Source organism: Bradyrhizobium sp. SZCCHNR1017 (genome assembly GCF_032381375.1).
GTDB lineage: Bacteria > Pseudomonadota > Alphaproteobacteria > Rhizobiales > Xanthobacteraceae > Bradyrhizobium.
This window is the reverse complement of record NZ_JAUHIR010000009.1, coordinates 1-25418: the sequence shown is the minus strand read 5'-3', so window position 1 is coordinate 25418 and position 25418 is coordinate 1. Positions and strand designations below refer to the sequence as shown.

Here is a 25418-nt window from a genome sequence, read left to right as displayed (position 1 = left end):
CACAACGAAAATCCAGGAGGAACACATGAACGACCAATCGATCACGGTGCGCGGCAAGGATCGCTACAAGTCCGGCGTGATGGAATACAAGAAGATGGGCTATTGGGAGCCGTCCTATCAGCCCAAGGACACCGACGTCATCGCGCTGTTCCGCGTCACGCCGCAGGACGGTGTCGATCCGACCGAGGCCTGCGCCGCGGTCGCCGGCGAATCCTCGACGGCGACCTGGACCGTGGTGTGGACCGACCGGCTGACGGCGGCCGAGAAGTATCGCGCCAAGTGCTACCGCGTCGAGCCGGTGCCGGGCTCGCCCGGCAGCTATTTCGCCTATATCGCCTATGACCTCGATCTGTTCGAGCCCGGCTCGATCTCCAACCTGACCGCCTCGATCATCGGCAATGTGTTCGGCTTCAAGCCGCTGAAGGCGCTGCGGCTGGAGGACATGCGGCTGCCGGTGGCCTATGTGAAGACGTTCCAGGGGCCGGCGACCGGCATCGTCGTCGAGCGCGAGCGGCTCGACAAGTTCGGCCGTCCCTTGCTCGGCGCCACCGTCAAGCCGAAGCTCGGCCTGTCCGGCCGCAACTACGGACGCGTCGTCTACGAGGCGCTGAAGGGCGGGCTCGACTTCACCAAGGACGACGAGAACATCAACTCGCAGCCGTTCATGCATTGGCGCGAGCGCTTCCTGTACTGCATGGAGGCGGTCAACAAGGCGCAGGCGGCGACCGGCGAGATCAAGGGCACCTACCTCAACGTCACCGCGGCGACGATGGAGGACATGTATGAGCGCGCCGAGTTCGCCAAGGAGCTCGGCTCGACGATCGTCATGATCGACCTCGTGATCGGCTACACCGCGATCCAGTCGATGGCGAAATGGGCGCGCCGGAACGACATGATCCTGCATCTGCATCGTGCCGGTCACTCGACCTACACGCGGCAGCGCGCGCACGGCGTGTCGTTCCGCGTCATCGCCAAATGGATGAGGCTCGCCGGCGTCGACCACATCCATGCCGGTACCGTGGTCGGCAAGCTCGAAGGCGATCCGAACACCACGCGCGGCTATTACGACATCTGCCGCGAGGACTTCAATCCGATGCGGCTGGAGCATGGCGTGTTCTTCGACCAGAACTGGGCCAGCCTGAACAAGCTGATGCCGGTGGCCTCCGGCGGCATCCATGCCGGCCAGATGCACCAGTTGCTCGACCTGCTCGGCGAGGACGTCGTGCTGCAGTTCGGCGGCGGCACGATCGGCCATCCGCGCGGCATCGCCGCCGGTGCGACCGCCAACCGCGTCGCGCTGGAAGCGATGATCCTCGCCCGCAATGAGGGCCGCGACTACGTGCATGAAGGTCCGGAGATCCTGGCCAAGGCGGCACAGACCTGCACGCCGCTGCGCGAGGCGCTGGAGATCTGGAAGGACGTCACCTTCAACTACGAATCGACCGATTCGCCGGACTTCGTCCCGACAGTGACGCCTGCCGCCTAACAATCGTTCGATGCGACGCCGCGATGCGAGCCGGACACCGGCTCGCCCGTTTCAGCGATATCAGGAGACATCAACATGCGCGTGACCCAGGGTTGCTTTTCTTTCCTGCCCGATCTGACCGACGAGCAGATCTCCGCTCAGATCCAGTATTGCCTCGAGAAGAATTGGGCCGTGAACATCGAGTTCACCGACGATCCGCATCCCCGCAACACCTATTGGGAGATGTGGGGCCTGCCGATGTTCGACCTGCGTGACGCCGCCGGCATCATGCGCGAGCTGACCGAGTGCCGGAAGATCTACGGCGACCGCTACATCCGCATCTCGGCCTTCGATTCCAGCCATGGCTGGGAATCGACCCGGTTGTCCTTCATCGTCAACCGGCCGCAGAACGAGCCGGGCTTCCGGCTCGACCGGCAGGAAACCGTCGGGCGCAATCAGCGTTATTCGACGCGGTCCTACGCGGCCGAGCGCCCGGAAGGCCAGCGTTACTGATCCCTGGCGGGCGGAGGTCGCTGCTGCGTCTGCGGGTCTGCGGCGTGGCAGGGATCTCCGCCCGGAGCGGCCATATCACCTTCTATTTGCCGTTGCTTCGTTGCTGCCAGGTTCGCAATCGAACGCACGGCGATCTGATGCGAACGTCCAGAACGGAGCACCAGCCGATGATGCAGGCCACGCAGACGGACACCACCGAGGCGACGCCGGTCGACACCGTCGACCTGCGCCGCGAGTTCGAGAGCGTCGATATTGCGCCGGTGCTGGAGCAGCTCGACCGCGAGCTGGTCGGGCTCACCCCGGTCAAGACGCGAATCCGCGAGATCGCGTCGCTGCTGATGATGGAGCGGATCCGCCGCAAGATGGGGCTGGCGACGACGTTTCCGACCCTGCACATGTCGTTCACCGGCAATCCCGGCACCGGCAAGACCACTGTCGCGCTGCGCATGGCCGGCATCCTGCACCGGCTCGGCTTCGTGCGCCGCGGCCACGTCATCAGCGTCACCCGCGACGACCTCGTCGGCCAGTATATCGGCCACACCGCGCCGAAGACCAAGGAGGTGCTGAAGAAGGCGATGGGGGGCGTCCTGTTCATCGACGAGGCGTATTATCTCTACCGTCCCGAGAACGAGCGCGACTACGGCCAGGAGTCGATCGAGATCCTGCTGCAGATCATGGAGTCGCAGCGCGAGGACCTCGTGGTCATTCTTGCCGGCTATGCCGACCGGATGGAGAAGTTCTTCCAGAGCAATCCCGGCTTCCGCTCGCGCATCGCCCATCACATCGACTTCCCCGACTATTCGGAGGCCGAGCTGCTGACGATCTCCGAGATGATGCTGGAAGGGCAGAATTATCGCTTCACGCCGGAGGCCCGCGCCGCTTTCGAAAGATACATCGCCGTCCGGCGCACTCAGCCCATGTTCTCCAACGCGCGCTCGATCCGCAATGCGCTGGATCGGATCCGCCTGCGCCAGGCCAACCGGCTGGTGTCGCGGCTCGACCGCGTGCTGACGTCCGATGACGTGATGTCGATCGAAGCCAGCGACGTGCTGGCAAGCCGCGTGTTCGCCAAGGGGACCGACGCGGGAGACGGCAGGGTGGAGGTGCAACCATGAGTCTGGCTCTGGTGAGGAACGCGCCGCTCGACGACCTCCGGCGCCGCATCGCCGACGCCGGCGCGCTGATCTTCGACGTCGACGGCACGATGGCCGAGACCGAGGAAATCCATCGCGAGGCCTTCAACGAGGCGTTCGTCGCGGTGGGCATCGACTGGCACTGGGGCCGCCGCATCTACAAGGAGCTGCTGCGTGTCACCGGTGGCAAGGAGCGCGTTCGTGCGTTCGACCAGATGCGGCGCACGGGTCCTCCGCTCAGCGACGCCGTCGTTGCCCGGCTTCATCGCATCAAGACGGAGCGGTTTGCCGCGCTGATGGCCGACAAGGGCTGCCCGTTGCGTCCGGGCGTTCAAGCATTGCTGGAGGCTGCCTCGGCCCGCGGGCAGCGGCTCGCGATCGCGACGACGACCACGCGCGCCAATATCGATGCCCTGTTGGCGCCCGCGCTGGGCGCGAACTGGGAGGCAGGATTTGCCGCCGTCGTGGCGGCCGACGATGTCGTGCGCAAGAAGCCTGCGCCCGATGTCTACCTGGAGGTCTTGTCGCAGCTCGATCTACCCGCGGCCAGTTGCATCGCGATCGAGGACTCCGGTAACGGGTTGATGGCTGCGACCCGCGCCGGCGTTCCCGTGCTGATCACGCGCAGCCTCTACTTTCATGACGACGCGTTCGACGGTGCGCTCGCCGTGTTCGACGATCTCGGGGAGCTTGTTACCTGAGGTATTTTGAGGTGCTTGTGCTGATGCGTTGCCGATTATGTACGCCACCATGCGCATAGCCGCGTGGCGTGGTCGTTCTATTGCCGTCTCGACAAGAACGTGTAATCCCTTGACGACATATCTTCATGTCGAGTCGAGGTCGTTGAGTATGGCCCGCACGCAGGCCAAATTGAAACGTACGGACGTTGCACGCACGGAAGCGTTTCGCGGGCGGGTGGGACGGCCGCCGAAGGCGCTGGCTGGAAATATCGAGGAACGTATTCTGGACGCTGCGCGCGCGGTGTTTCTCGAGCGCGGCTTTGACGGCGCCAGCATCGACGAGATCGCCGAGCGCGCCCCCGCCAGCAAGCCGACGATTTATGCCCGATACACCGGCAAGGCCGCCTTGTTCGCCGCCGTCGTCGCGCGGTCCATCAACGACGTGATGAATCTCGGGTCCTACACGCCGGTGGCCGGCACCGCACAGGAAAAGCTGGTTGGACTGGCCATCGCCATCGTCGATCGCGCGCTGAAGGACTCGCTGGGATTGTTACGGGTCACGATCGGGGAGGCTTACCGGTTTCCCGATCTCAGTTGTCAGTTTCATGACGTCTCGCGCAAGCGGGCCACCCATGCCGTGGCGGTGCTGCTCGGCGAGACGATCGGCGCCTCGGCCACGACCGCTCGCCGGACGCCGTCGAAGGCGTCGGCCGTTTCTGCCGAGATCTTCATCGATCTGATCGTCATGCCGGTGATCATGCGCTCGCTCATGGGTGAGAGCGAAAGGACGATCCGCAGGGAGCTGCCCGGCTTCGTCCGTGACCGGGTCAAGACGTTCCTGGCGCTGCAGCCGAAGGTCTGAGCAGCGCGATCAGCGTCGCCGGAGCGATGACGGTTCGAGCGTCACCTGCTTGAGATCGTTGCCGCTGACGACGATCACGACGAAGGCGAGCTTGCCGTCCTTGTTCATCAGGCCGCCACTGATCGCCCGGCCGGCCGCCGAGCGCTCGGCGATCCGAATCGCATCCGACATCTTGAGCCGGACCGTGGTGAGGGCAGCCAGGCTGTTACGATCGCTTTCGCTCAGTCCATCCACGGTGGAGAACAGCACGCTGTTGCGCACCTTCGCCGTGGTGCCGTCGATGTCGGATTCCCAGATCCGTCCGCTCTGCAGGGTTCGGACCTTGTAGACGGGCGCGTCGAGCCCACCCTCGAAGCTGATGTCCGCGGTCTTGGAGCCCGGATGAATCCTTTCGGCGATCCGCAGCGCCTGGTGCAGTGACACCTCCGTCCGCCGGAACTTGTCGAGCTCGCGATCGATCGTCTCCTGGCTCAGTGCCGGATCGGTGGAGGCTGACGGATCCCTCTCGGTCTGCATGCCGGAGCCGGTCCCGGCGACCGCGTGCGCCAGGGGCGCCCATGACAGCAGGATCAAGGTCAACAGAATGATTCGTTTCATGACGGCCTGCTGTCTCCGATCTCGGTCGGTGCTTGTAGAGCATTCCCTCGGAAAACGGTTGTGATAAAACGAAACTGTATCGTTTTATAATTAAGGGCAGCGTATATGTCAAGGTTACGGTACCGGCGGCGTCATGTAGTCGGTGTCGAAGCCGACGCCGTGGCCCTCGGGGATGGAGGGGCGATCGCCGTCACGTTGAAGGCCAAGCCATTGTGCCTGGCGAACTGATAGGTGGCGGGAGATAGCTCTGGATCTCGCGTTTGCTCGTCATGGCCAGCGAGCGGATCGCGATCGCCTTGGCGCTGTTTTCGACCGGCTGGAAACCGGTGGACGTCCGGCAGGTCATGATGATGTAGATGGCGCTGATCACGATTGCGGGAGCTGCGTCCTTGGAACCCGCACGGCCACGCATGTCGATGGGCGGCTGCGCAATCACGGGTGCTCGGCGCGTTCATCTGCGGCTAATGCGCCGCCGGCTATGATTTTCTTCCATTTCCGATAGGTTGTCGCCGTTTCAACCGGGAGCGGCCGATATTGCCGCGCAGCGGCGTCCGATGTCCCGACAGGGGTCACGATGCAGGCCGCATCGGCGGACGCGACCAGAGGAGTCTGAATGATTAAGCGCCGGGCCATGATCACCTTCACGTTCACCGTCGCGACGCTGCTCGCAGCCTGCGGCGGCGTTGCGCAAGCGGCGCAGTGCGGTTCGTCGCCGGCGGGGTTCGAGGCGTGGAAGCGCGAATTCAGCGAGGAGGCGCGGGCGAAGGGCGTCGGCGGCGCCGCGATCGCCGCGCTGATGCAGACCAACTACGCCTCCGCGACGATCGCCGCCGATCGCGGCCAGCGCAGCTTCTCGCTGTCGCTCGATCAGTTCCTCGCCAAGCGCGGGGCTGCTGCGATCGTCGCGCGCGGCCGCCAGCTCAAGCAGTCGCAGGCGGCGATGTTCGCCTCGATCGAGCAGCGTTACGGCGTGCCGCCCGGACCGCTGATCGCGATCTGGGGCATGGAGAGCGCGTTCGGCAGCCAGCGCGGCAATCAGCACATGCTGTCGTCGATCGCGACGCTCGCCTATGACTGCCGCCGTCCGGAGTTCTTCACCGACCAGCTCTATGCCGCGCTCAAGCTGATCGACCGCGGCGTGCTCTCGGGCAACACCCGCGGCTCGATGCATGGCGAGGTCGGGCAGACGCAATTCATGCCGAAGAACATCCTCGCTTACGGCGTCGGCAATCTCGACGTCGCCGCCAACGCGCTGGCCTCGACCGCGAACTTCCTGCGCGCCAACGGCTGGAAGGCAGGCGCCGGCTATCAGCCGGGCGAGCCGAACTTCGCCGCCATCGAGGCCTGGAACGCCGCCGGCGTCTATCAGAAGGCGATCGCGCTGATGGGCCGCCAGATCGACGGCGGCGGCTCGGCCGCGGCGCGCTGACGGGCCCGCGACTGATAGACATGTCCAATGAAAAAAGCGGCGCTTCATCACTGAAGCGCCGCTTCTCTTTGGTGTCGGTCAGTCGGCTTGTCGCCTCAGGCCTTCAGATCGAACCGGTCGAGGTTCATCACCTTGGTCCAGGCGGCGACGAAGTCCTTGACGAACTTCTGCTTGGCATCCGAGCTGGCATAGACCTCAGCCAGCGCGCGCAACTGCGAGTGCGAGCCGAAGATCAGGTCGGCGCGGGTCGCCGTCCACTTGATCGCGCCGGACTTGCGGTCGCGGCCCTCGAAGGTGTGCTCGCCCTGATCGACCGGACGCCAGGCCACGCCCATGTCGAGCAGGTTGGCGAAGAAGTCGTTGGAGAGCGTCTCGGTCTGCTCGGTGAACACGCCATGCTTGGAGCCGTTGGCGTTGGCGCCGAGCACGCGCAGGCCGCCGACCAGCACGGTCATCTCCGGCGCGGTCAAGGTGAGCAGTTGCGCCTTGTCGACCAGCAGCTCCTCGCCCGACAGCCACTGCTTGCCGCTGAGATAGTTGCGGAAGCCGTCATGGGTCGGTTCGAGCACCGCGAACGACTCGACGTCGGTCTGCTCCTGCGAGGCATCGGTGCGGCCGGGCGCGAACGGCACGGTCACCTCGACGCCGGCCTTCTTGGCGGCCGCCTCGACGCCGGCATTGCCGGCCAGCACGATCAGGTCGGCGAGCGAGATCTTCTTGCCGCCGGAGGCCTGCGCGTTGAACTCCTTCTGGATGGCCTCGAGCGTCGAGAGCACCTTGGCGAGTTCGGCCGGGTTGTTGACCGCCCAGTCCTTCTGCGGAGCCAGGCGAATGCGCGCGCCATTGGCGCCGCCGCGCTTGTCCGAGCCGCGGAAGGTCGAGGCTGAGGCCCAGGCCGTCGACACCAGTTGCGACACCGACAGACCCGAGGCGAGGATCTTCGCCTTGAGCGCCGCGACGTCCTTGTCGTCGACAACGGGATGATCGAGGGCCGGCACCGGATCCTGCCAGATCAGATCCTCCTTCGGCACCAGCGGGCCAAGGTAGCGCACCTTCGGACCCATGTCGCGATGGGTCAGCTTGAACCAGGCGCGGGCGAAGGCGTCGGCGAACTGATCCGGGTTCTCCAGGAAGCGGCGCGAGATCTTCTCGTAGGCCGGATCGAAGCGCAGCGCGAGGTCGGTGGTGAGCATCGACGGCGCATGCCGCTTCGACTTGTCATGCGCGTCCGGCACCGTGTTGGCGCCGGCGCCGTGCTTCGGCTTCCACTGATGCGCGCCGGCCGGGCTCTTGGTCAGCTCCCATTCGTAGCCGAACAGATTCCAGAAGAAGTTGTTGCTCCACTTGGTCGGCGTCGTCGTCCAGATCACTTCGAGGCCGGAGGTGATGGTATCGCCGCCCTTGCCCGAGCCGTACTTGCTGGCCCAGCCGAGACCCTGCTGCGCGATGTCGGCGCCTTCCGGCTCGGCCCCGACCAGCGACGCATCGCCCGCGCCGTGGGTCTTGCCGAAGGTGTGACCGCCGGCGATCAGCGCCACCGTCTCTTCGTCGTTCATCGCCATGCGGGCGAAGGTCTCGCGGATGTCGCGCGCGGCAGCCAGCGGATCGGGATTGCCGTTCGGGCCTTCCGGGTTGACGTAGATGAGGCCCATCTGCACGGCAGCGAGCGAGCCCGCGAGCTCGCGGTCGCCGCTGTAGCGCTCGTCGGCGAGCCACTTGCCCTCGGGACCCCAATAGATGTCCTGCTCGGGCTCCCAGGTGTCGGCGCGGCCGCCGCCGAAGCCGAAGGTCTTGAAACCCATCGATTCCAGCGCGACGTTGCCGGTCAGCACGAACAGGTCGGCCCAGGAGATTTTCTGGCCGTACTTCTGCTTGATCGGCCACAGCAGGCGGCGAGCCTTGTCGAGGTTGGCGTTGTCTGGCCAGCTGTTCAGCGGCGCGAAGCGCTGCTGGCCGGTGCCGGCGCCGCCACGGCCGTCGCCAATGCGATAGGTGCCGGCGGCGTGCCAGGCCATGCGGATGAACAGCGGACCGTAATGGCCGAAATCGGCCGGCCACCAGTCCTGCGAATCGGTCATCAGCGCGTGCAGGTCCTTGACCAGCGCGTCGAGATCGAGGCTCTTGAATTCCTTGGAATAATCGAACGCCTCACCGAGCGGATCGGAGAGGTTCGAGTGCTGATGCAGGACCGAGAGATTGAGCTGGTTCGGCCACCAATCCTTGTTCGAAAATCCCTTCAAGCCGCCCGAAAACGGGCACTTGCTGACGTCATCCATGTTTCTCTCCTGACGTGATCGTCATGGTTCCCCCCTGGGGTGGGAGCCGGGACCCTACGCGGCTGCTTCGATCAGGGGAAATTGAGATTGGTGATCGCAACGATAAGATTATCTGATGAACCTGGTCTGACGCCATTCAAACGCATATGGACACGGTGCATGACCGTTGCATCTCAAGATTGTGGTCAGGGAAAATTGACTCCGCGGCGGTGAACGATAAGATAAACTGATGATACATTTGACGATGCGGCAGCTTCGCTATTTCGATGCGCTGGCGCGTCTCGGCCATTTCGGCCGCGCCGCGGAGGCCTGCGCGATCTCGCAGCCGGCGCTGTCGATGCAGATCAAGGAGATGGAGGACGCGCTTGGCGGCGTGCTGCTGGAGCGCAATGCGCGCCAGGTGGTGCTGACGCGATTCGGCGAGCAGCTCGCCGAGCGCGTGCGCGAGATCCTGCGCTCGGTCGATGAGCTCGGCGATTTCGCCCGCGCCTCGCGCGACAAGCTCACGGGCCGGCTGCGGCTCGGCATGATCCCGACGATCGCGCCCTATCTGCTGCCCAAGGTGATCGGGAACCTGACGCGCAGACATCCCGAGATCGACATCCACGTCCGCGAGTCCAAGACGCCGAAGCTGATCGAGGAACTGGTCGAGGGCCGCCTCGATGCCGCGATCGTCGCGCTGCCGGTGTCGGAGCCGTCGCTGACCGAGGTCGCGCTGTTCGCGGAGAGCTTCCTGCTGGTGCGGCCGCCGGAATATGAAGGCGCGGCGGTGCCGAGCAGCGAGATGCTGCGCGAGATGCGGCTGCTGTTGCTGGAGGAGGGGCACTGCTTCCGCGACCAGGCGCTGTCGTTCTGCAACATGCAGGCGCCGCGCGAGATGCTCGATGCCTCCTCGCTGTCGACCCTGGTGCAGATGGTCGGCGCCGGCATGGGCGTGACGTTGATTCCGGAGATGGCGGTCGGCGTCGAGACGCGGTCGGCGTCGGTGTCGCTGGCGCGCTTCGCCGATCCGCAGCCGCAGCGCACGGTCGGCATGGTCTGGCGCAAGACCAGCCCGCTCGCCAAGCAACTGATGCAGATTTCCGAGATCGTCGGCAGCGCGGCCGAGGGTCTGCGCAAGCAGGCCGCGGCAGCGCAGGGCCGCAAACGGCGAAGCTGATCCTTCGGGACCATCCCGTCCGAGGCGGCGTTGTCCTTCCTTAAGGAAGGACATCCTCATGAAATTGGCCTTGATCGCATCCGCTGCTGCGCTCGCGTTGTCGAGCCAGCTCGCCTTGGCTGATAGCAGCGGCACGGGTGGCAGCTGCGCCGGCGCCTCCCGCGACGCGACAACCTCAACGCCGGGCGGACCCGGAAACGCGACGGGGACGACCGGAATGGGATCGGGCGCGGCGGAAGCCGCCGCTGCGGCGGGGAACGGATCGGGGCGCACGCCATCGGCGCCGAATGACGCCACCGGCTTGCTCGACAACAACAGCCCGAGCACCGGCGCCGACAATTCCGGCAGCTCGAGCAATCTCGGCCGGCATTGAAGGGATGTTCGCCGGCGATCGCGCTTTTGCAATGGAACGGTCGCGCCGACAGGTGGTTCGTAGCGACGAGCAGCTCATTTGCTCGTCGCCGCGATCGCGGCGGAGGACTGCGCCGGATGACCTTCGCGGCAGTCATGCGTGATGACCTTGGTCGAGGAGTCCTTGCGATGCGAAGCTTGAACTATGTGGGAGCGCTGGCCCTGTCCGGCGCAATGCTGGCCGGAGCGAGCGCTCCGGCGTTGTCTGCACCCGTCGCTGCGCTGTCGGCCGCGGCGAAGGCCGACGTTGCGCCGCTCAGCACGGTTCAGGTCCGCTATGGCGGCTGGCATGGCGGCGGCTGGCGTGGTGGCGGTTGGCGTGGCGGCGGCTGGGGCTGGGGAGCAGGCGCGCTCGCGGCCGGCGCGCTTCTCGGCGCCGGGATCGCGGCGACGGCATCGCCTTATTACTACGACGATCCCTATTATTATGGCCCGCCCTACGGCTATGTCGGCGTCGGCTACGGGCCGTATTACGGCCGTCCCTACTATGCCCGTCCGTATTGGCGGCATCGCTATTATGGCTGGGGTGGTCCGTGGGGCGGCCCCTGGTGAGATCGGCTGATTGGTTCCGGATGCCCTGTCGTCTGCGCGAGCGATCGCGCAGACGATTTCGTGTTTGCTGCGAGCTGATCGTGATCGCGTGGCAGCCAGAACGCTAAAGGCAAGTTGATCTTGCTCAAAGCTGCTCCTCGCTCCCGTGGTCCAATAAGTTCGACACGGGAGAGGAGCCGGAAATGCAAACACCAGTTCAAATCGAATTTGAAGGGATTCGCGTCTCCGCTGAAATCCGGGCTGCCGTTGAGCAACATGTCGCGGAACTGGAGAGCCGCTTTGGCCGGATCACCGCGGCGCGCGTCATGGTCAAAGGTCCGGGCGGTCATCACCAAACCGGCGGTCAATATCTGGTGAGCGTTCGGCTGGCGCTGCCCGACGGTCGGGAAGTCCACGTTGGACGTACCCCGAAGCTGGATGAACGGTACGTCGACTTGACCTTCGCCGTGGACAACGCATTCAAACGCGCGCGTCGACAACTGCAGGACCGGGCGCGACTGATGCGTGGCGATGTCAAGACGCACGAGCCTCAACCGATCGGAACCGTTGCGCGTATCGATCCAAGCGGCCAGTTCGGCTTTCTGGAAGCCGCCGACGGCCACGAAGTCTATTTCAACTGTAATAGTGTCGTTGATGGTGGACCAAGCATCGTGCCCGGCGCCCGCGTAAGCTACGTCGAGGAGATCGGAGAAAAAGGACCGCAGGCGAGCACGGTCAGATTGCTCGGGAAACATGGGCTGCGGGCTTAGATCGGCGGCCGAGACGCGAGCGGCGAGCAGGTTTGACGTTGGAGGTAACCGATGATTGGTGATCGCCTGCGTTTGTTCTGTCTTCATGGCACGGAAGGGCTTGGCGAAAAAATCGCTCACGCGCTCGGATGCCGTCTCGCCGCTGTCGAAGAACGCAGCTTCGAGGACGGCGAACACAAGGTGCGGCCGCTGGAAGTTGTCGCCGGCTGCGACGTCTACGTTCTGCATAGCCTCCATGGCGGTCCTGACGAGAGTCCGAACGACAAGCTGTGCCGGCTGCTGTTCCTGGTCGGAGCGTTGAAGGATGCCGGTGCTGCGCGGGTGACGGCGGTCGCACCGTATCTGTGTTATGCGCGAAAGGATCGGCGCACCAAGGCCAATGACCCCGTCACGATCCGTTATCTTGCGACCATGTTCGAGGCGATCGGTGTTGATGCAGTGGTGACCCTCGAAGTTCACAACGAGGCCGCGTTCGAGAACGCGTTCCGTTGCCCATCGGTAGCGCTGAGCACGGCGCCGCTCTTGATCGGCAGGATCAAGGCGATCGCGGCTGATCGGCCGATTGCCGTGGTTTCGCCGGATCTCGGAGGCGGCAAGCGCGCGGACCTGCTCCGCGAGGTTCTGGGGAAAGCGCTCGGCCGTCCGATCGGCAAGGCATTCGTGGAGAAGCATCGCAGCTCCGGCGTCGTTTCGGGCGACTTGTTCGCCGGAGAGGTGGCGAACGCGCTGTGCGTGATCGTGGATGATCTCATCAGCAGCGGTGGAACCCTGGTGCGGGCGGCGAAGGCGGCCCGTGCCCATGGGGCCGAAGAGGTGATAGCTTGCGTGGCGCACGGCTTGTTCATGCCGGGCGCGGCAACGACGCTCGCCGACCCTGCGATCGGCCGCATCATCGCGACCGACAGCGTGCCACCGTTCAGGCTTCCGCCGGGCGCGGTTCGCGATAAGCTCGAGATTGTCTCGGCGGCGCCCCTTCTCGGAGAGACCATTCGTCGGCTGCACCACAACGAGCCGCTGACGGAGCTGCTTCCGTATCAGGATTGATCCCCGCAATTCAAATTCTGGCTCACGCCGTGAGCTGCCGCTCAAGCTGCGCTGCGTCCGCCTTGGCAAGTTTGAGATAGGTGCGCGCCAGCCGCGGCCATTTTTCCGGCGTCCGTGGATGGGCGTCGGCGAGATGAGCGATGGATAGCCTGGCGCGCAGCATGGCGCGGCCAATCCGATAGAACAAGAACAGTCCGCTGGCCGGGTCATCATTGAGCTGGACGGCCAGATATCGCCGAAGCCTCTCACCGACCCACGGTCCTCCCAGTCGAGCGCATTCCAAGTGCAGGAAGGCAATTTCGTCCAGTGCATCCGACGTCCGCAAGCGGGCATTGAACTCCAGGCAGTCGATGATGGGGAAGGGAGGGCTCAACCAGATATGTTCCGGCCGCAGATCGCCATGGCCGTCGAGGACGAGCCGGTGATGCACCCGCTGCGCCAGTAGATCGGTCCGCTGCCGCAGGAAACGGCATTGCAGGTTGGCGATGCGCTCGATGGTGCCGCGGGGCAGGTCGAAGGCCGACTCGAGCAAACCTCGCCGATCCGCCAGAACTGCCTTTTGCAGGGTCACCATGTAGCTCTCCGGATTGATCATGATCCGGCGCGCATGCGAATAGAAGCGGCTCAAGCGACTGGCCAAACCATCGATCTGGGCCTGGGAGACCTTGCGATTGCGAAGCCCGACTTCGAGTGTTTGGCCTTCGTCGAGCCGGCGCATGACGACGAGCCAATCAACGATGTGTCCGCCTCCTCTGATGGCGTAACCACCCGGCGCAGCCGTCAGCGGCACCAGGCCGTGATAGACGTCGGGCGCCAGCCTTCGGTTCAGCGAAACCTCAGCGCGGCAGGCCTCTGCGCGGCGCTCAAGGCTGGAGAAATCGAGATATGGAAAATGAACCGGCTTCTTGAGCTTGTAGACGCGCTCGTCAACCATGAAGACCCAGGACATGTGGGTCTCCCGCGTGATCACAGCGTCGGGCGCCGGGACATAACTGTCCGGCCGGCTGAGAAACGCCACCTTGCGAGCAAGAGCGGTCGCGCTGCCATTCTCAGCGTCCTCGCCCCAGGGTTCATTCTGCCATCCGGGCATATGATGCCTATCGCCAATCGAGGCAGCCGGCAGCTTGATACGGATCAATAGCAGTGGTTGTCCGGCTCATATCCTGCCCCTCTTCCGCATGAGGTCTGCCATGCTGTTCCAGAACCGAACCGATGCCGGCCGGCAACTCGCCGAGGCGCTGCTCAAATACAAGGGGCGGCACCCGGTCGTTCTTGCGCTGCCACGCGGCGGCGTGCCGGTTGCGGCGGAAGTCGCAGCAGCCCTCAATGCGCCACTCGATCTGCTGCTGGTCCGCAAGATCGGGCTGCCGGGGCAGCCGGAGCTCGCAATGGGCGCCATCGCGGATGGTGAGGGCATGACCACCATACGTAACCAGGACGTGATCGAGCTATCCGGCGTCACCTCCGAAGAATTTGAGGTCGTCTGCAGGGAGGAACGTGCTGAGATCGAACGGCGCCGCAAGCGCTATCTGGGCGATCGGGCTCGCGCCGAAGTCAAGGGGCAGGTTGCGATCATCGTCGATGACGGCGTTGCGACAGGCGCAACCACGCTTGCCGCCATCAAGGCTGTTCGGAAGCAGGAACCGAAAGAGCTCGTGCTTGCGGTCCCGGTCGCGCCGCCGGACGCCATCAGGAAATTGCATGCGGAAGTCGATGCCGTCGTCTGTCTGCATGAGCCTCAGGAGTTTGGCGCGATCGGCTATTTCTATCGCGACTTTCATCAGGTCAGCGACGACGAGGTGATTGCCACTTTGAGGCAGTTTCCATCAAGCAGATCCATGCACGCCTCCTGACGAGCCGGCGCCTAATGGTCGTGGGGCAGCGGCTCCCAGCGGTCGCCGACCTTCACGTAGGATCGCTTCACCGCTGCCCAGGCTGTGCGGTGAGCAATCTCTTCCTGCCGTTCGTCTTCCGCATGGGAGGCAAAGGCGTGGTTGAATGCTTCCCGATAGATGTCCTGCGCGTGCGATGGGAGGTGAGCGCGAACAGCAGGGGGAAGATCGATGTTTGTGCGATAGGGCATGGCTCTTGCCTCGGACGCTCACTGCCGCGCCTTGCTCGCGACGCCGCGGCGTTTCCACCAAAGAGGATAGAGGCAACTTGCTTCCGCCTCTTGACCGGCGTCAAATAGGGATGCGCAGACATCGAAGGGATGGCTGACGTCATGTGAGCGCCGAGGACATCGATGGACCCGTTACCGAGCGCGCTGCTAACCGATCTGTATCAGATGACCATGATCGAAGCGTACCTTGAATCGGGCCAGACTGATACAGCGGTATTTGAGTTCTTTGTGCGCAAGCTGCCGCCTCAGCGCAGCTTCCTGATGGCGGCCGGACTGGAGCAGGCGCTCGACTTCCTGCAAAACATACGGTTCTCGCAAGACGAACTCGGCTGGCTTGAGCGAACGGAAAAGTTCAGCAAGTCGTTGATCGACTATCTCGCCAATTTCCGCTTCACCGGCGAGGTTCATGCGATGCCGGAAGGCACCGTGTTCTTTGGCAACGAACCGATCCTTAGGGTTACGGCTCCTTTACCGGAGGCGCAGCTTGTCGAGACGCGCCTGATCAACATCCTGCATTTTCAGACGCTGATTGCCTCCAAGGCCGCGCGCATGGTCTTACTCGCGCCAGACAAGCTCCTGGTCGATTTTGGCTTGCGTCGCTCCCATGGTGCCGAGGCAGGGCTGCTGGCCGCCCGCGCGAGCTATGTCGCTGGATTCTCCGGTACGGCAACCCTCCTGGCCGAGAAGTCATTCGGCATTCCGACCTATGGCACCATGGCGCATTCGTTTGTTCAATCCTTTGATGACGAAGCTACAGCATTCGAGGCGTTTGCGCGCGCCAGGCCAGAGAATCTCGTCCTGCTGATCGACACTTATGACACCGAGGCGGCCGCGAGGAAGGTCGTCATGCTGGCGCCCCGATTGAAGGAACTTGGAATTGCGGTCAGCGCCGTGCGGCTTGACAGCGGGGATCTGTCTGCGCTCGCCAAGAAGGTGCGCTGCATTCTGGATTCCGGCGGACTCAAGGACACCGGCATCTTCGTCAGTGGCGGGATAGAGGAGGGTACCCTGATTGCCTTCGCTCGGGATGCGGCGCCGATCGACGGTATCGGCATCGGCACGGGCCTCGTCACGTCGTCCGATGCGCCAGCACTCGACTGTGCCTATAAGCTGCAGGAGTATGCGGGCTTGCCCCGTCGCAAGCGCTCGACGGGAAAGGCCACCTGGCCCGGCCGCAAGCAGGTTTGGCGCCGGTATGACAGGAAGGGCCGCATGCTCGCAGACATTCTTTCGACCGAGGAGGACCAACAAGAGGGGGAAACGCTGATCCAGGCGGTGATGCTCGGCGGACGCCCTATCGCCTCTCAACCTTCACTTCACGACATCCGGGCTCACGCGCGCCGGCAGCTCGATCTGCTGCCTCCGGAGCTGAGAACCTCCAAAGCGGTCGCGCCCTATCCGGTGCAGATTTCAAGCCATCTTGAACAGCTGGCAGCTGTCGCCGACCGGATAGGCTCGCGTCCCTGAATTCTGATCTGCATCAAGGGAAGCGGCTCGATCCCTCTCTAGCCTGTCAAGCGACGGAGGTGCATCGATGCCGGTACAGAATGCCGAAATTGCAGAGATGTTCGACCAGACCGCCGAACTTCTCGAGATCAAAGGCGACAATCCGTTTCGTTCGCGGGCCTATCGCAATGCTGCGCGGGTGATTGAACGTCTGCCCAGGAGCATCACCAACCTCTTGAAGGCGGGTGAGGATCTTTCCGAGCTGCCAGGTATCGGCAAGGATCTGGCAGGAAAGATCGAAACGATCGTCGCAACCCATCATTTCGATGTGCTGGACAAGCTCAAGCGTGAACTGCCCGGCGATCTCGGAGAGATCGCGGCACTCCCGGGCTTGGGTCCGAAACGCGTCAAACTGCTCTACGACAAGCTGGGCGTGCGGTCACTCGCGGACCTCAGGCGCGCGGTGAGGTCGGGTCGGCTGAGAGAGCTTCGGGGCTTCGGTGCCAAGAGCGAGGAAAAGCTCACCGCGGCGTTGGCCAAGCCTCGAGCCGAGAGGCGCTTCAGACTATCCGAGGCCGAAGCCGAAGCGGAAGCACTCCTCAGCTATCTGAGGCCAGACGCGACCGATGGAAAGGTGATCGTCGCCGGAAGCTACCGTCGCAGGCGCGATACCGTCGGTGATCTTGATATCTTGATGGTGGCACGTGACGGCCACGCCGCCGGCGGGAGACTCTCTCGATACGACAATGTCGCCAATGTGCTCGCTCATGGCGATACGCGGACGGCAGTGGTGCTGCGCTCCGGGCTGCACGTCGACCTGCGCGTTGTTTCTGAGGCCAGCTACGGCGCCGCGCTGATGTATTTCACCGGATCCAAGGCGCACAACATCTCCTTGCGCGGACTCGCTAACGATCACGGCTGGAAGCTGAACGAATATGGCCTGTTCGCCGGCAAGCGGCGCATCGCCGGAGCAACCGAGGAGGAGATCTATGGCAAGCTCGGGCTGCCCCTGATTCCGCCCGAGATGCGCGAGGATCGCGGCGAGATCGCGCTCGCAAAAGCAAAAAAGCTCCCGAAACTGATTACGCTGTCCGATATTCGAGGCGACCTGCACGTCCATTCCAAATGGACCGACGGCACCGCCGCGATCGCCGAGATGGCGACGGCCGCCAAGGCAAGAGGCTATGCCTATATGGCTCTGACCGACCATAGCCAACACGTCACTGTCGCCCATGGTCTCGATGCCGGACGTCTGTCGCGTCAGATCGACGAGATCGACCGTTTGAACGACCGGCTGGATGGATTTACGGTGCTGAAAGGCGCCGAAGTCGATATTCTGGCGGGCGGACGGCTTGATCTGCCCGACAAGATCCTGTCGCGGCTCGATCTGGTCGTTGCTTCCGTTCACTACAAGTTCGAGCTCTCGCGCAAGATGCAGACCGAGCGCATCATCCGGGCGATGGACAATCGCCATGTCTCGATTATCGGTCATCCGACCGGACGGTTGATCGGGGACCGCGAGCCTTACGAGATCGACATGGAAGCCGTCATTGCGGCGGCGGGCGAGCGCGGCTGTCATCTCGAGCTCAACGCCGACCCGGACCGGCTCGATCTCAACGATATCCATGTTCATGCCGCCAAGTCCGCGGGCGTCAAGCTGGCGATCTCGACGGACGCACATTCGACCGCTGGATTCGCCAACATGCGTTTCGGCGTCGATCAGGCGCGCCGAGGCTGGCTCGAAGCCGCAGACGTCATCAACACTCAACCCTTGTCGCGGACGAAGAAAATGCTGAAGCGCTAGCCGGATTGCTTGATCCTTCGCAACGTGGCGCACGCGAAGTTGCGCTCATCTTAGATGACAGCACAGGAGGGTGAAATGAGCTTCGGGAAGAAGATTGGTACGGTTGCGACCGCGGCCGTCCTGACCCTCGCGCTGCTTGCACCCACGGGTGCCGACGCTCGCAACGGGCGCATTGCCGCGGGAATCGTCGGCGGCCTGGCTGCCGGCGCGCTGTTCGGCGCGGCCCTCGGCGGCGGCTATTGGGGGCCGTATCCCTATTACGGCTATCCGGGGCCAGCCTATTACTACCCACCGGCACCGTATTGGGGGCCAGGTCCGTTCTGGGGACCGTACGGATACGGCGACTGCTATGTCCGAGCTGTCCGGCACAGGCGGCATGTGCATTACGTGCGGGTCTGCTATTAAATCCGCTTGCACTCGAGCAACGGGCGGGGCTGTTATATTGCCGCGGAGAGCCAGACGCATGTCGGGGCGTTTCAAGTTTCGGGCTCTGGGCCTCTTCGTCGGACTGCTCTCGTGTTGGCCGACAAACGTGGATGCCGCGAACCTCAGCAAGGCCGCGCAACGAGGCAGGACCATCCTGCAGGAAAGATGCGGGCGCTGTCATGCGATCAAATCGGTTGGCGAAAGCCCGCTCGAGAATGCTCCGCCGATGCGCGATATCTACGCCCGGTTCAATCGGCGCGAGTTGCAGGCGGAGCTGTCGGAAGGCATGGTGTCGAAGCACAGGGACATGCCGCAAATCGAATTTTCCGACGAGGACGTCTACGCGATCATGAGCTACCTCTACATTCTTGCAGTCAGGAAATGAATGCTCGCTGCTCAGGAAAGCGCTGATCCCTGCACATCGAAGCTCACTTGGGAAGCTCATTTGGCCGGCTGCGCGGTCCATTCGACGGTCTGACGGCATCGCCGCTGGTCTGGCGACACGCGATTGGGCCGGTACGAAGGCGTCCCGTCGCTGAGTGCGCGGCGGACGTGCCGGGCGGGGCCAGATGACCGGATTACGATTTCAATTCGCGGATCTGCACCGGCAGATGGTGCATCAGTTTCTCAAATTCACCGGGATCGAGCTTCTCCCACGCGATCTCGAACACCCCGCGAATGACGGTCAGCGGCGCGATGGGAAACTGCTGGGGCAGCTCCATGGCGACGTGATCCGCGAAGTCGCTGGCATGTCGCTCCTTGGTCGGCGTTCCCGCCGCGTGCCAGTTCTCGTAGTAGATCCCGCGCAGGAGGATCGGCAGCTGGGCGCCAAGCTTGATCGCCACCTCCGGAATTACGCGATCGCGCAACGCATGCAGAACAGCCCGGAGCGCGTTGTAGGCCTGTTGACGACTACCGAACTCCAGCTTCTCCTCGATCGCCTTGAGCCAGAGATTGGTCTCCTGAATGGTGTGATCCAGCGCGGTGACGCCTGTTACGCTCATGATGCGTTCTCCTAGATTGGCCACAATAGCGGCATCCCGGATCGACGGCGTCACCGCAATCACGTCCGTTGTCATGATCCGGCGAGCACGGATGCCGGCCTCGATTCAATGCGACAGCAGGGTCGGGATCGTCATCGTCCTCAGCATTTCATGGGTGACGCCGCCGAAAATGCCTTCCCGCAGGCGGGAATGCCCATATGCCCCCATCACCAGCATGTCGAGACTTTCGTCGGCGGCCAGGGACAGGATGGACGGCTGAATTTCGGAATGCTCTGCCGTCAGCTCGAGCAGCGTTGTCGTAAGTCCGGCGCGAGCCATGTGTTCAGTCAATTTCCGCGCTGAGGCCTCGGTGGGAGCAACCTGCGCCTCATTGATCGAAATCGTGACCAGCGCTTCTGCTTGAGAAAGAAACGGTCTTGCGTCCTTGAAAGCGCGGGCGGCAAGGCGGCTTCCATCCCAGCAGATGCCGATACGGTTGGCTCTGAAGGTGCCGCGGAAGATATGCGGCACGAACAGGACGGGTCCGCCCGCCTGGAGCAGGATCTCCGTCGCAGTCCTAGTGTCGTAGCTGTCCTGTGTTGCGTCCGTCTGCAGGACCACCGTCAGTCCATAGAGCCTGGCCGCAGCGCCGAGCGCGGACGCGGCTTCACCGGGCAGGTCCTCGACCGAGCGGCTTGCGTGAGAGATGTTCGCATTCCGGGCTTCCGTCTCGAAAATGGCGAGTGCAGCCGCGCTGCGTTGGGCGGCGCGTTGCCGCTCCATTTCGAAGATCTCTGAAGCGGCGACTGCTGCGCCCGCGCCTCCATCGACCACATACGCGCTACTGGGCGGGATGTATCCGACTGCAATCGCATCGAGATGGGCGTCGAACCGGGCAGCCAACGAGACGGCGGCATCAACGACAGGCTGCGGTGGCTGCTCGGTCGGAATATGCACGAGAATGTCGTTGATATTGATCACGACGACCTCCCTCCGGGACCCAATCCATACTCTCCGTCGGATGAAGCGGCATGTTGACTTGAATCAACAGTCAATGGCCGGCCGTCACTAACCGGTCCGCCGCAAAGTTGTGCTCCGCTCGGGGGAGGGGGCACGGCCCCGTTTCGTGGTCTAGCGTCACACCGGAATTTCGGGTTCCGCTAACCGTTCGCGCTTTGGCTCCGCGATTTCGGTCATCGTCGCCTCGGTGAGCAGGAGGATGCCGGCAACCGACACCGCGTTCTCGAGGGCTGTCCGAACGACCTTCGCGGGATCGACAATGCCGGCCTCGACGAGATCGACATATTGCTTGCGCGCGGCGTCAAACCCGAAACTGCCGACGCCACTCAGCATGCGCGCCACGACCACGCCGCCATCCGTTGCCGAGTTCTCCGCGATCTGGCGAGCGGGGGCCTCGAGCGCGCGCTTCAAGATCTGTACACCGGTCTTTTCGTCGCCTTCGCAGAGTGCTTCCTCCTTGCCGACGGCTTCGATGCATCGAAGCAAGGCAAGCCCGCCGCCCGGCACGATACCTTCTGCAACGGCCGCCTTCGTCGAACTGATGGCGTCGTCAAGCGCCTCTTTTCGTGATTTCATCTCAGCTTCAGTCGGCGCTCCGACACGGATAACGGCAACCCCGCCCGACAGCTTGGCGAGCCGCTCCTCAAGCTTCTCCTTGTCGTACTCGCTGGTCGTTTTCTCGATCTCGCGGCGGAGTTGTTGCAGCCGCGCATCGATCTGGCTGCGTTCGCCCTTGCTGCCGATCAGCGTGGTGTTTTCCTTGTCGGCAACCACACGGGCGACATGTCCCAACTGCTGCAAAGTGGTGTTTTCGAGCTTCGAACCGAGATCGTCGGAGATGACCTGGGCGCCAGTGAGGATTGCAATATCCTGCAACATCGCCTTGCGTCGCTCACCAAAACCGGGCGCCTTGACGGCGCAGCCTTTGAGCACGCCGCGAAGCTGATTGACGATGAGCGTGGCCAACGCCTCGCCTTCAATGTCTTCGGCGATGATCAGGAGCGGTTGTGCCGACTTTGCGATCTGTTCGAGCAGCGGAATGAGGTCGCGCAGGGCGCTGATCTTGTGGTCGCACAACAGGATGAATGGCTCTTCAAGCACCGCTTCCATGCGATCGGCATCGGTCACGAAGTAGGGCGACAGGAAGCCGCGGTCGAATTTCATCCCTTCCACCACGTCGAGCGACGTTTCGGTGGTCTTGGACTCCTCCACCGAGATCACTCCATCGCTGCCGACTTTCTCGAGCGCATCGGCGACCAGCGCGCCAATCGATGGATCATTGTGAGCCGAGATGGTGGCGACCTGAGCTCTTTCCGCCTTTGTCTTGACGGGGCGCGCCATGGCATGGAGGGCCGCTATCGTCGCGTGGGCAGCGCGGTCGAGGCCCCGTTTCAGATCGATGGCACTGGCGCCGGCGACCACGTTCCTGACGCCGTCGGCAAGAATCGCATGTGCCAGGATCGTCGAGGTGCTTGTTCCGTCGCCAACGAGATCGCCGGTCTTCTCCGCGGCCTGACGCAGCACCTGCGCTCCGAGATTCTCCTCCGGATCCTTGAGGTCAAATTCCTTGGCGATCGTGACGCCGTCGTTGCATACGATCGGGGTGCCCCAGCTCTTCTGGATCAACACTGATTTTGATTTGGGGCCGAGCGTCACGCGCACGGCGTCCGCAAGCAGCGAGGCTCCGCGCAGGATCTTTTCACGGGCCGCGGAATGAAACAGCACCTGCTTGTGAGGCATCAATCGCTCCTCAGAAGGACGGCTTTCATCAGATCAAGATAGAAGTGACGCCGTTTTGGACGCTTGATCCTGATCAAGCCTAGGCCTGGGAGCAACTCGCCGGTCGGATGCCGAGTGGTCTTGCATTGCCCACCGAGCAAGCCTACGCTGTTGCAAGCTTTAGTAGAAAACAGCTTTGCTGCGGTAACGCGCCGCGCAGCTTGCGCTGCGAAATTCATTGGGAGCGGGACGTGCGCTCTATTCCAATTCCTCGGCTCAATGGGGCTTTTTGGACCATCGTCCTTCAACTGATGGCCTGCTTGCTTCCCGGCCTCACCTGGGCCGATGCTCCCGGCAAGCCGGCGTTGACGGTTATTCTCGCGCGCAATGAAATCCTCGCCGGCCAGACGATGGGCTTCAGCATATGGATCGAGAATGCGACCGAAGCCAGGATCATGGACGCGGGTCTTAGCTTGTTTGGTCCTCCTTCTTTGAAGATCGGAAGCCTCGGGCCAGACGGCACATGCGACGTGAAAGACACCATCGGTCTCGGCACCGTTGAGCCCGGTTCGACTTTGGTGCGCAGCAGAATGTGCCTCAAAGCCGATTCCAGCATCGCAGAGCGGGACGAGAACCTGGCGTTCAGTGTCAGTTATTCGCTCCAAAACGTGAAGGACAACAAAACGATCGCCGGCGCATCTGTTGCGGAAAAGAAGATGAGCATCGGTCTTTTCGGGACTGAGAGCGTGGGCGGTGTTTCGCTCCGCCTCGCGTCGTACGTCATTCCCGGCACGTTCTTCTTGATGATTTTGCGGCTATTCGCCCCCAAGGAGTCAAGAGTTGAACTGGGCGCGACCGAGTCCGTTACACTCAGCATCTTTATCTCGACTCTTTTGTTCCTTGGGACGGCGTACCTCATTCCTTCCTTGCAGCTGCATTTTGCGGGGATCGGATCGACTGTGAGCGCGATCGCGTTTCTCGCGCTGTGTGGCGCTGCAATTGTGCTTGGCGGAATCTTGGCTGCCGTCTTGCAAGGTATTTCGATGATCGGCGCCCGGGAGCGCAACGCGCGCATTGTCCAGGAAACCGACAGGGTCGGCCCGATCATTCAGAAAGCCGTGCGTGCGGCCGGGGGCAAGCTCGATCCGGTTATGATGATCGCGGATGGCAAGCAATATTTCGGCTCGCTTGTCGTGCCTGCAAGCAATGGCGGCAGGATTTTGCTCGGCTGGTTTCAGCTCAAGGCGCCTGATGCGAAGTGCCGATCGGAAATGAAAGAATGGTTCGATAAAGACGAGTTCATCAAACCCATTGATGCAGCAGCCCGATGGGGGGTCGAACCGACCATGTTCGACCCGATCAAGGAATCAAGAGCCGGCAATCTTGAGCCGACCGAATTTCTCTGGATGTACTTTGACGAAAAGGCAGCGCGGTTGCCGGCCGGGCGCGAGGATCTTGCACAAATGAAACCGCTCACCTTAACCTGAAGAGCCGGCCGGGACCGGCCTTGCGGCCGGTCCCAGGAGATCGCTGCCGCCTTGCTCGCCTGGTCGGTAAGCACTGGCGACATATTTGGGCAGTCGCCCAGCTGTACAGCTCGTTGAGAATAGCGCGCAAAGCGCGAGAAGACAATGGTTTGCGGATGACCGGCGAAGCGAGATGCCGGGGATGCTGCGCTTGTGAGGAAATCGATCTTGTGAGGAAATCGATAATGGCGCGCGCTGTCTATTGTGTTTTTGACGTTCACCTCTGGTCGCAGCCGTTCGTTGCGGCCGATTTTGATCCACGGGTTCACTTCCTTTGGTCCTCTCGTGATTATCGCGAGATGCGCAGCCAGGGGGCCAAGATCGAGCTCGCGAACCTTGTCCTTCTTCCACTGAATGATGAATTCGACCTGCGCCGGAATCACTTCTGGCCGCGCTATCAGGCGGTCGCTAGCAATATCCCGGGGACCATAACCTCGTTTGGAGATGCCTGCGATCTCGTGTGGCCTCTACGCTGCAGGCCCAAGAATCTCGACTTAACGCTGAACGAGGCCGTGTGGCACACGACGGGGAAAGTGCGGTCAACCATCTGGCTGTGGCCGTTCGGCTGGTCTTCCACGCTCGAGATCGACCTGCCTGCAGACGATGAATTTGACGGCCTGCTGGATATTGGAATCGCGTTGCGTGAGAAAGACCCGGCGCCTTTGCTCTTGAAGGGGAAGGCGGTCGGGGTATCAGGCGCGCTCGCTCATCTCTCCCAACTCGTCAGGCAGGATCTGTGCACGCCGGCCGCACAGGGAAAGGCGATGGAAACGACCCGCCTTCCGCGCTACGTAGTCTGCGCGCTTGAACTGTCGAAAGGATTTCAGATCCGTGAGAACATTCCTGTAGCGGATCAGATGCTGCTGATCGGGGCCGTGCGTGGACAGGAGCTCGACCTTGCCAAGTTTCTCAGCAATCGTCCGCTATTTACTCGGCTCGGCTACGGCAATTTTGCCGTTACAGATTTCGATGCGGGGACCGCAATCGTGCAGCGGCATTGGCAGGACCGGCCGGGCACAAAGCTCGAAAGCAATCATTGCTTCTACGTCAATACACGGAACTTTTTCTCGATTTTTCTGACACTTCACCGAATGATCGCCTACATCACCGTGAAATCAAAGGACGATGCAAGGGCGGTGGCGGCCGCATCGGTGCTTGCGTCGTTACCTATCGAGTACCAGAACAAGCTCTGCTCGGATTTCGCAGCCAACTACGCGCCGCTGCACGGTGTTCCTGTTGCCGGAAATAAGAGTCCTGCTGGGCCAGCTTCTTGAGGCAACCGTATGCAGTATCGATCCGCTGATCGTTCAGTGGATCGCAGGTTGAAGTGCAGGGACATACGAAGCGGTCTTGCGCGAGGTGCGCCTCTGCTGGAATTCGCCAACAGCGCTCCCGGATGCATCGGAACAGGCGTATCGGCAGCAAGCGGTCGTGTCCCCGGAGGTGGTGTAGCTCGGTGGAGCAAAGCCGCCCGGACGCGCGCTCCCAAATAGCGCCGTAGC

26 protein-coding genes are annotated in these 25418 nt (G+C 62.9%); 18 read left to right on the top strand and 8 right to left on the bottom strand.

Annotated features, from left to right (window positions below; genetic code table 11):
• Positions 1–25: 25 nt before the first annotated feature.
• The 5 genes from QW863_RS21795 (at position 26) to QW863_RS21775 (ending at position 4653) form a co-directional block, all read left to right on the top strand.
• Positions 26–1486, top strand: a complete 1461-nt coding sequence (locus QW863_RS21795) for a form I ribulose bisphosphate carboxylase large subunit (protein ID WP_315714340.1) — start codon at positions 26–28, stop codon at positions 1484–1486.
• A 75-nt stretch (positions 1487–1561) separates the two neighbouring features.
• Complete coding sequence (locus QW863_RS21790) at positions 1562–1978, top strand: ribulose bisphosphate carboxylase small subunit (protein WP_315714341.1); 417 nt, start codon at positions 1562–1564, stop codon at positions 1976–1978.
• Positions 1979–2148: 170 nt separating this feature from the next.
• Complete coding sequence (gene cbbX, locus QW863_RS21785; protein WP_315714397.1) at positions 2149–3093, top strand: CbbX protein; 945 nt, start codon at positions 2149–2151, stop codon at positions 3091–3093.
• Complete coding sequence (locus tag QW863_RS21780; RefSeq protein WP_315714342.1) at positions 3090–3812, top strand: HAD-IA family hydrolase; 723 nt, start codon at positions 3090–3092, stop codon at positions 3810–3812. Before cbbX ends, QW863_RS21780 begins: the two co-directional genes overlap by 4 nt.
• A gap of 148 nt (positions 3813–3960) precedes the next feature.
• Positions 3961–4653 (top strand): TetR/AcrR family transcriptional regulator, encoded by a 693-nt coding sequence (locus QW863_RS21775; RefSeq protein ID WP_315714343.1) that lies wholly within the window; start codon positions 3961–3963, stop codon positions 4651–4653.
• 9 nt (positions 4654–4662) lie between these two features.
• Here QW863_RS21775 and QW863_RS21770 read toward each other — a convergent pair whose 3' ends face one another.
• Both QW863_RS21770 and QW863_RS21765 read right to left on the bottom strand, forming a co-directional pair.
• Positions 4663–5250: a PepSY domain-containing protein gene (locus QW863_RS21770; protein WP_315768638.1), complete on the bottom strand. Its 588-nt coding sequence runs from the start codon at positions 5248–5250 to the stop codon at positions 4663–4665.
• Positions 5251–5440: 190 nt separating this feature from the next.
• On the bottom strand, positions 5441–5686 hold the full coding sequence (locus QW863_RS21765) for a hypothetical protein (RefSeq protein WP_315714345.1): 246 nt from the start codon (positions 5684–5686) through the stop codon (positions 5441–5443).
• 177 nt (positions 5687–5863) lie between these two features.
• On the opposite strand from QW863_RS21765, the gene QW863_RS21760 reads away from it, so the two are divergent.
• Positions 5864–6679, top strand: a complete 816-nt coding sequence (locus tag QW863_RS21760) for a lytic transglycosylase domain-containing protein (protein WP_409977953.1) — start codon at positions 5864–5866, stop codon at positions 6677–6679.
• A gap of 95 nt (positions 6680–6774) precedes the next feature.
• On the opposite strand, the gene katG is transcribed toward QW863_RS21760, so the two are convergent.
• On the bottom strand, positions 6775–8955 hold the full coding sequence (katG, locus tag QW863_RS21755; protein ID WP_315714346.1) for a catalase/peroxidase HPI: 2181 nt from the start codon (positions 8953–8955) through the stop codon (positions 6775–6777).
• Positions 8956–9184: 229 nt separating this feature from the next.
• Here katG and QW863_RS21750 point away from each other — a divergent pair, with 229 nt between their 5' ends.
• The 5 genes from QW863_RS21750 to QW863_RS21730 all read left to right on the top strand — a co-directional run bounded on the left by QW863_RS21750 (position 9185) and on the right by QW863_RS21730 (position 12870).
• Positions 9185–10114, top strand: a complete 930-nt coding sequence (locus QW863_RS21750) for a hydrogen peroxide-inducible genes activator (RefSeq protein WP_315714347.1) — start codon at positions 9185–9187, stop codon at positions 10112–10114.
• A gap of 58 nt (positions 10115–10172) precedes the next feature.
• The gene (locus QW863_RS21745) at positions 10173–10487 is read left to right on the top strand and encodes a hypothetical protein (RefSeq protein ID WP_315714348.1); all 315 of its coding nucleotides are present in this window, start codon (positions 10173–10175) and stop codon (positions 10485–10487) included.
• Between the two features lie 167 nt (positions 10488–10654).
• Positions 10655–11077 (top strand): hypothetical protein, encoded by a 423-nt coding sequence (locus QW863_RS21740; protein ID WP_315714349.1) that lies wholly within the window; start codon positions 10655–10657, stop codon positions 11075–11077.
• A 182-nt stretch (positions 11078–11259) separates the two neighbouring features.
• Positions 11260–11826 carry an HPF/RaiA family ribosome-associated protein gene (locus QW863_RS21735; protein ID WP_315714350.1) on the top strand — a complete coding sequence of 189 codons (567 nt, stop codon included), beginning with the start codon at positions 11260–11262 and terminating at the stop codon, positions 11824–11826.
• 51 nt (positions 11827–11877) lie between these two features.
• Positions 11878–12870 carry a ribose-phosphate diphosphokinase gene (locus QW863_RS21730; RefSeq protein WP_315714351.1) on the top strand — a complete coding sequence of 331 codons (993 nt, stop codon included), beginning with the start codon at positions 11878–11880 and terminating at the stop codon, positions 12868–12870.
• Between the two features lie 22 nt (positions 12871–12892).
• Here the strand turns inward: QW863_RS21730 and QW863_RS21725 are convergent, their stop codons facing one another.
• Positions 12893–13819 (bottom strand): hypothetical protein, encoded by a 927-nt coding sequence (locus QW863_RS21725; protein WP_315714352.1) that lies wholly within the window; start codon positions 13817–13819, stop codon positions 12893–12895.
• Positions 13820–14060: 241 nt separating this feature from the next.
• Between QW863_RS21725 and QW863_RS21720 the strand changes: the two genes are divergently transcribed.
• Positions 14061–14723, top strand: a complete 663-nt coding sequence (locus QW863_RS21720; protein WP_315714353.1) for a phosphoribosyltransferase — start codon at positions 14061–14063, stop codon at positions 14721–14723.
• A gap of 11 nt (positions 14724–14734) precedes the next feature.
• Here QW863_RS21720 and QW863_RS21715 read toward each other — a convergent pair whose 3' ends face one another.
• Positions 14735–14953, bottom strand: a complete 219-nt coding sequence (locus QW863_RS21715) for a ChaB family protein (protein ID WP_315714354.1) — start codon at positions 14951–14953, stop codon at positions 14735–14737.
• Positions 14954–15115: 162 nt separating this feature from the next.
• On the opposite strand from QW863_RS21715, the gene QW863_RS21710 reads away from it, so the two are divergent.
• The 4 genes from QW863_RS21710 to QW863_RS21695 all read left to right on the top strand — a co-directional run bounded on the left by QW863_RS21710 (position 15116) and on the right by QW863_RS21695 (position 19053).
• Positions 15116–16459: a nicotinate phosphoribosyltransferase gene (locus tag QW863_RS21710; protein WP_315768635.1), complete on the top strand. Its 1344-nt coding sequence runs from the start codon at positions 15116–15118 to the stop codon at positions 16457–16459.
• Positions 16460–16526: 67 nt separating this feature from the next.
• Positions 16527–18242 (top strand): DNA polymerase/3'-5' exonuclease PolX, encoded by a 1716-nt coding sequence (gene polX, locus QW863_RS21705; protein WP_315718650.1) that lies wholly within the window; start codon positions 16527–16529, stop codon positions 18240–18242.
• A gap of 75 nt (positions 18243–18317) precedes the next feature.
• Positions 18318–18647, top strand: a complete 330-nt coding sequence (locus QW863_RS21700) for a hypothetical protein (protein ID WP_315718649.1) — start codon at positions 18318–18320, stop codon at positions 18645–18647.
• Between the two features lie 58 nt (positions 18648–18705).
• Positions 18706–19053, top strand: coding sequence for a cytochrome c (locus tag QW863_RS21695; RefSeq protein ID WP_315718648.1), 348 nt, complete (start codon positions 18706–18708; stop codon positions 19051–19053).
• A 193-nt stretch (positions 19054–19246) separates the two neighbouring features.
• Here QW863_RS21695 and QW863_RS21690 read toward each other — a convergent pair whose 3' ends face one another.
• The 3 genes from QW863_RS21690 to groL form a co-directional block, all read right to left on the bottom strand.
• Positions 19247–19735 carry a DUF2267 domain-containing protein gene (locus QW863_RS21690; RefSeq protein WP_315729401.1) on the bottom strand — a complete coding sequence of 163 codons (489 nt, stop codon included), beginning with the start codon at positions 19733–19735 and terminating at the stop codon, positions 19247–19249.
• A 42-nt stretch (positions 19736–19777) separates the two neighbouring features.
• Positions 19778–20632, bottom strand: a complete 855-nt coding sequence (locus tag QW863_RS21685; protein WP_315718646.1) for a universal stress protein — start codon at positions 20630–20632, stop codon at positions 19778–19780.
• Between the two features lie 156 nt (positions 20633–20788).
• The gene (groL, locus tag QW863_RS21680) at positions 20789–22411 is read right to left on the bottom strand and encodes a chaperonin GroEL (protein WP_315718645.1); all 1623 of its coding nucleotides are present in this window, start codon (positions 22409–22411) and stop codon (positions 20789–20791) included.
• A 107-nt stretch (positions 22412–22518) separates the two neighbouring features.
• Between groL and QW863_RS21675 the strand changes: the two genes are divergently transcribed.
• Both QW863_RS21675 and QW863_RS21670 read left to right on the top strand, forming a co-directional pair.
• Positions 22519–23877 carry a hypothetical protein gene (locus QW863_RS21675; protein ID WP_315768633.1) on the top strand — a complete coding sequence of 453 codons (1359 nt, stop codon included), beginning with the start codon at positions 22519–22521 and terminating at the stop codon, positions 23875–23877.
• Positions 23878–24101: 224 nt separating this feature from the next.
• Complete coding sequence (locus QW863_RS21670; protein ID WP_315718643.1) at positions 24102–25190, top strand: hypothetical protein; 1089 nt, start codon at positions 24102–24104, stop codon at positions 25188–25190.
• Positions 25191–25418: the final 228 nt, after the last annotated feature.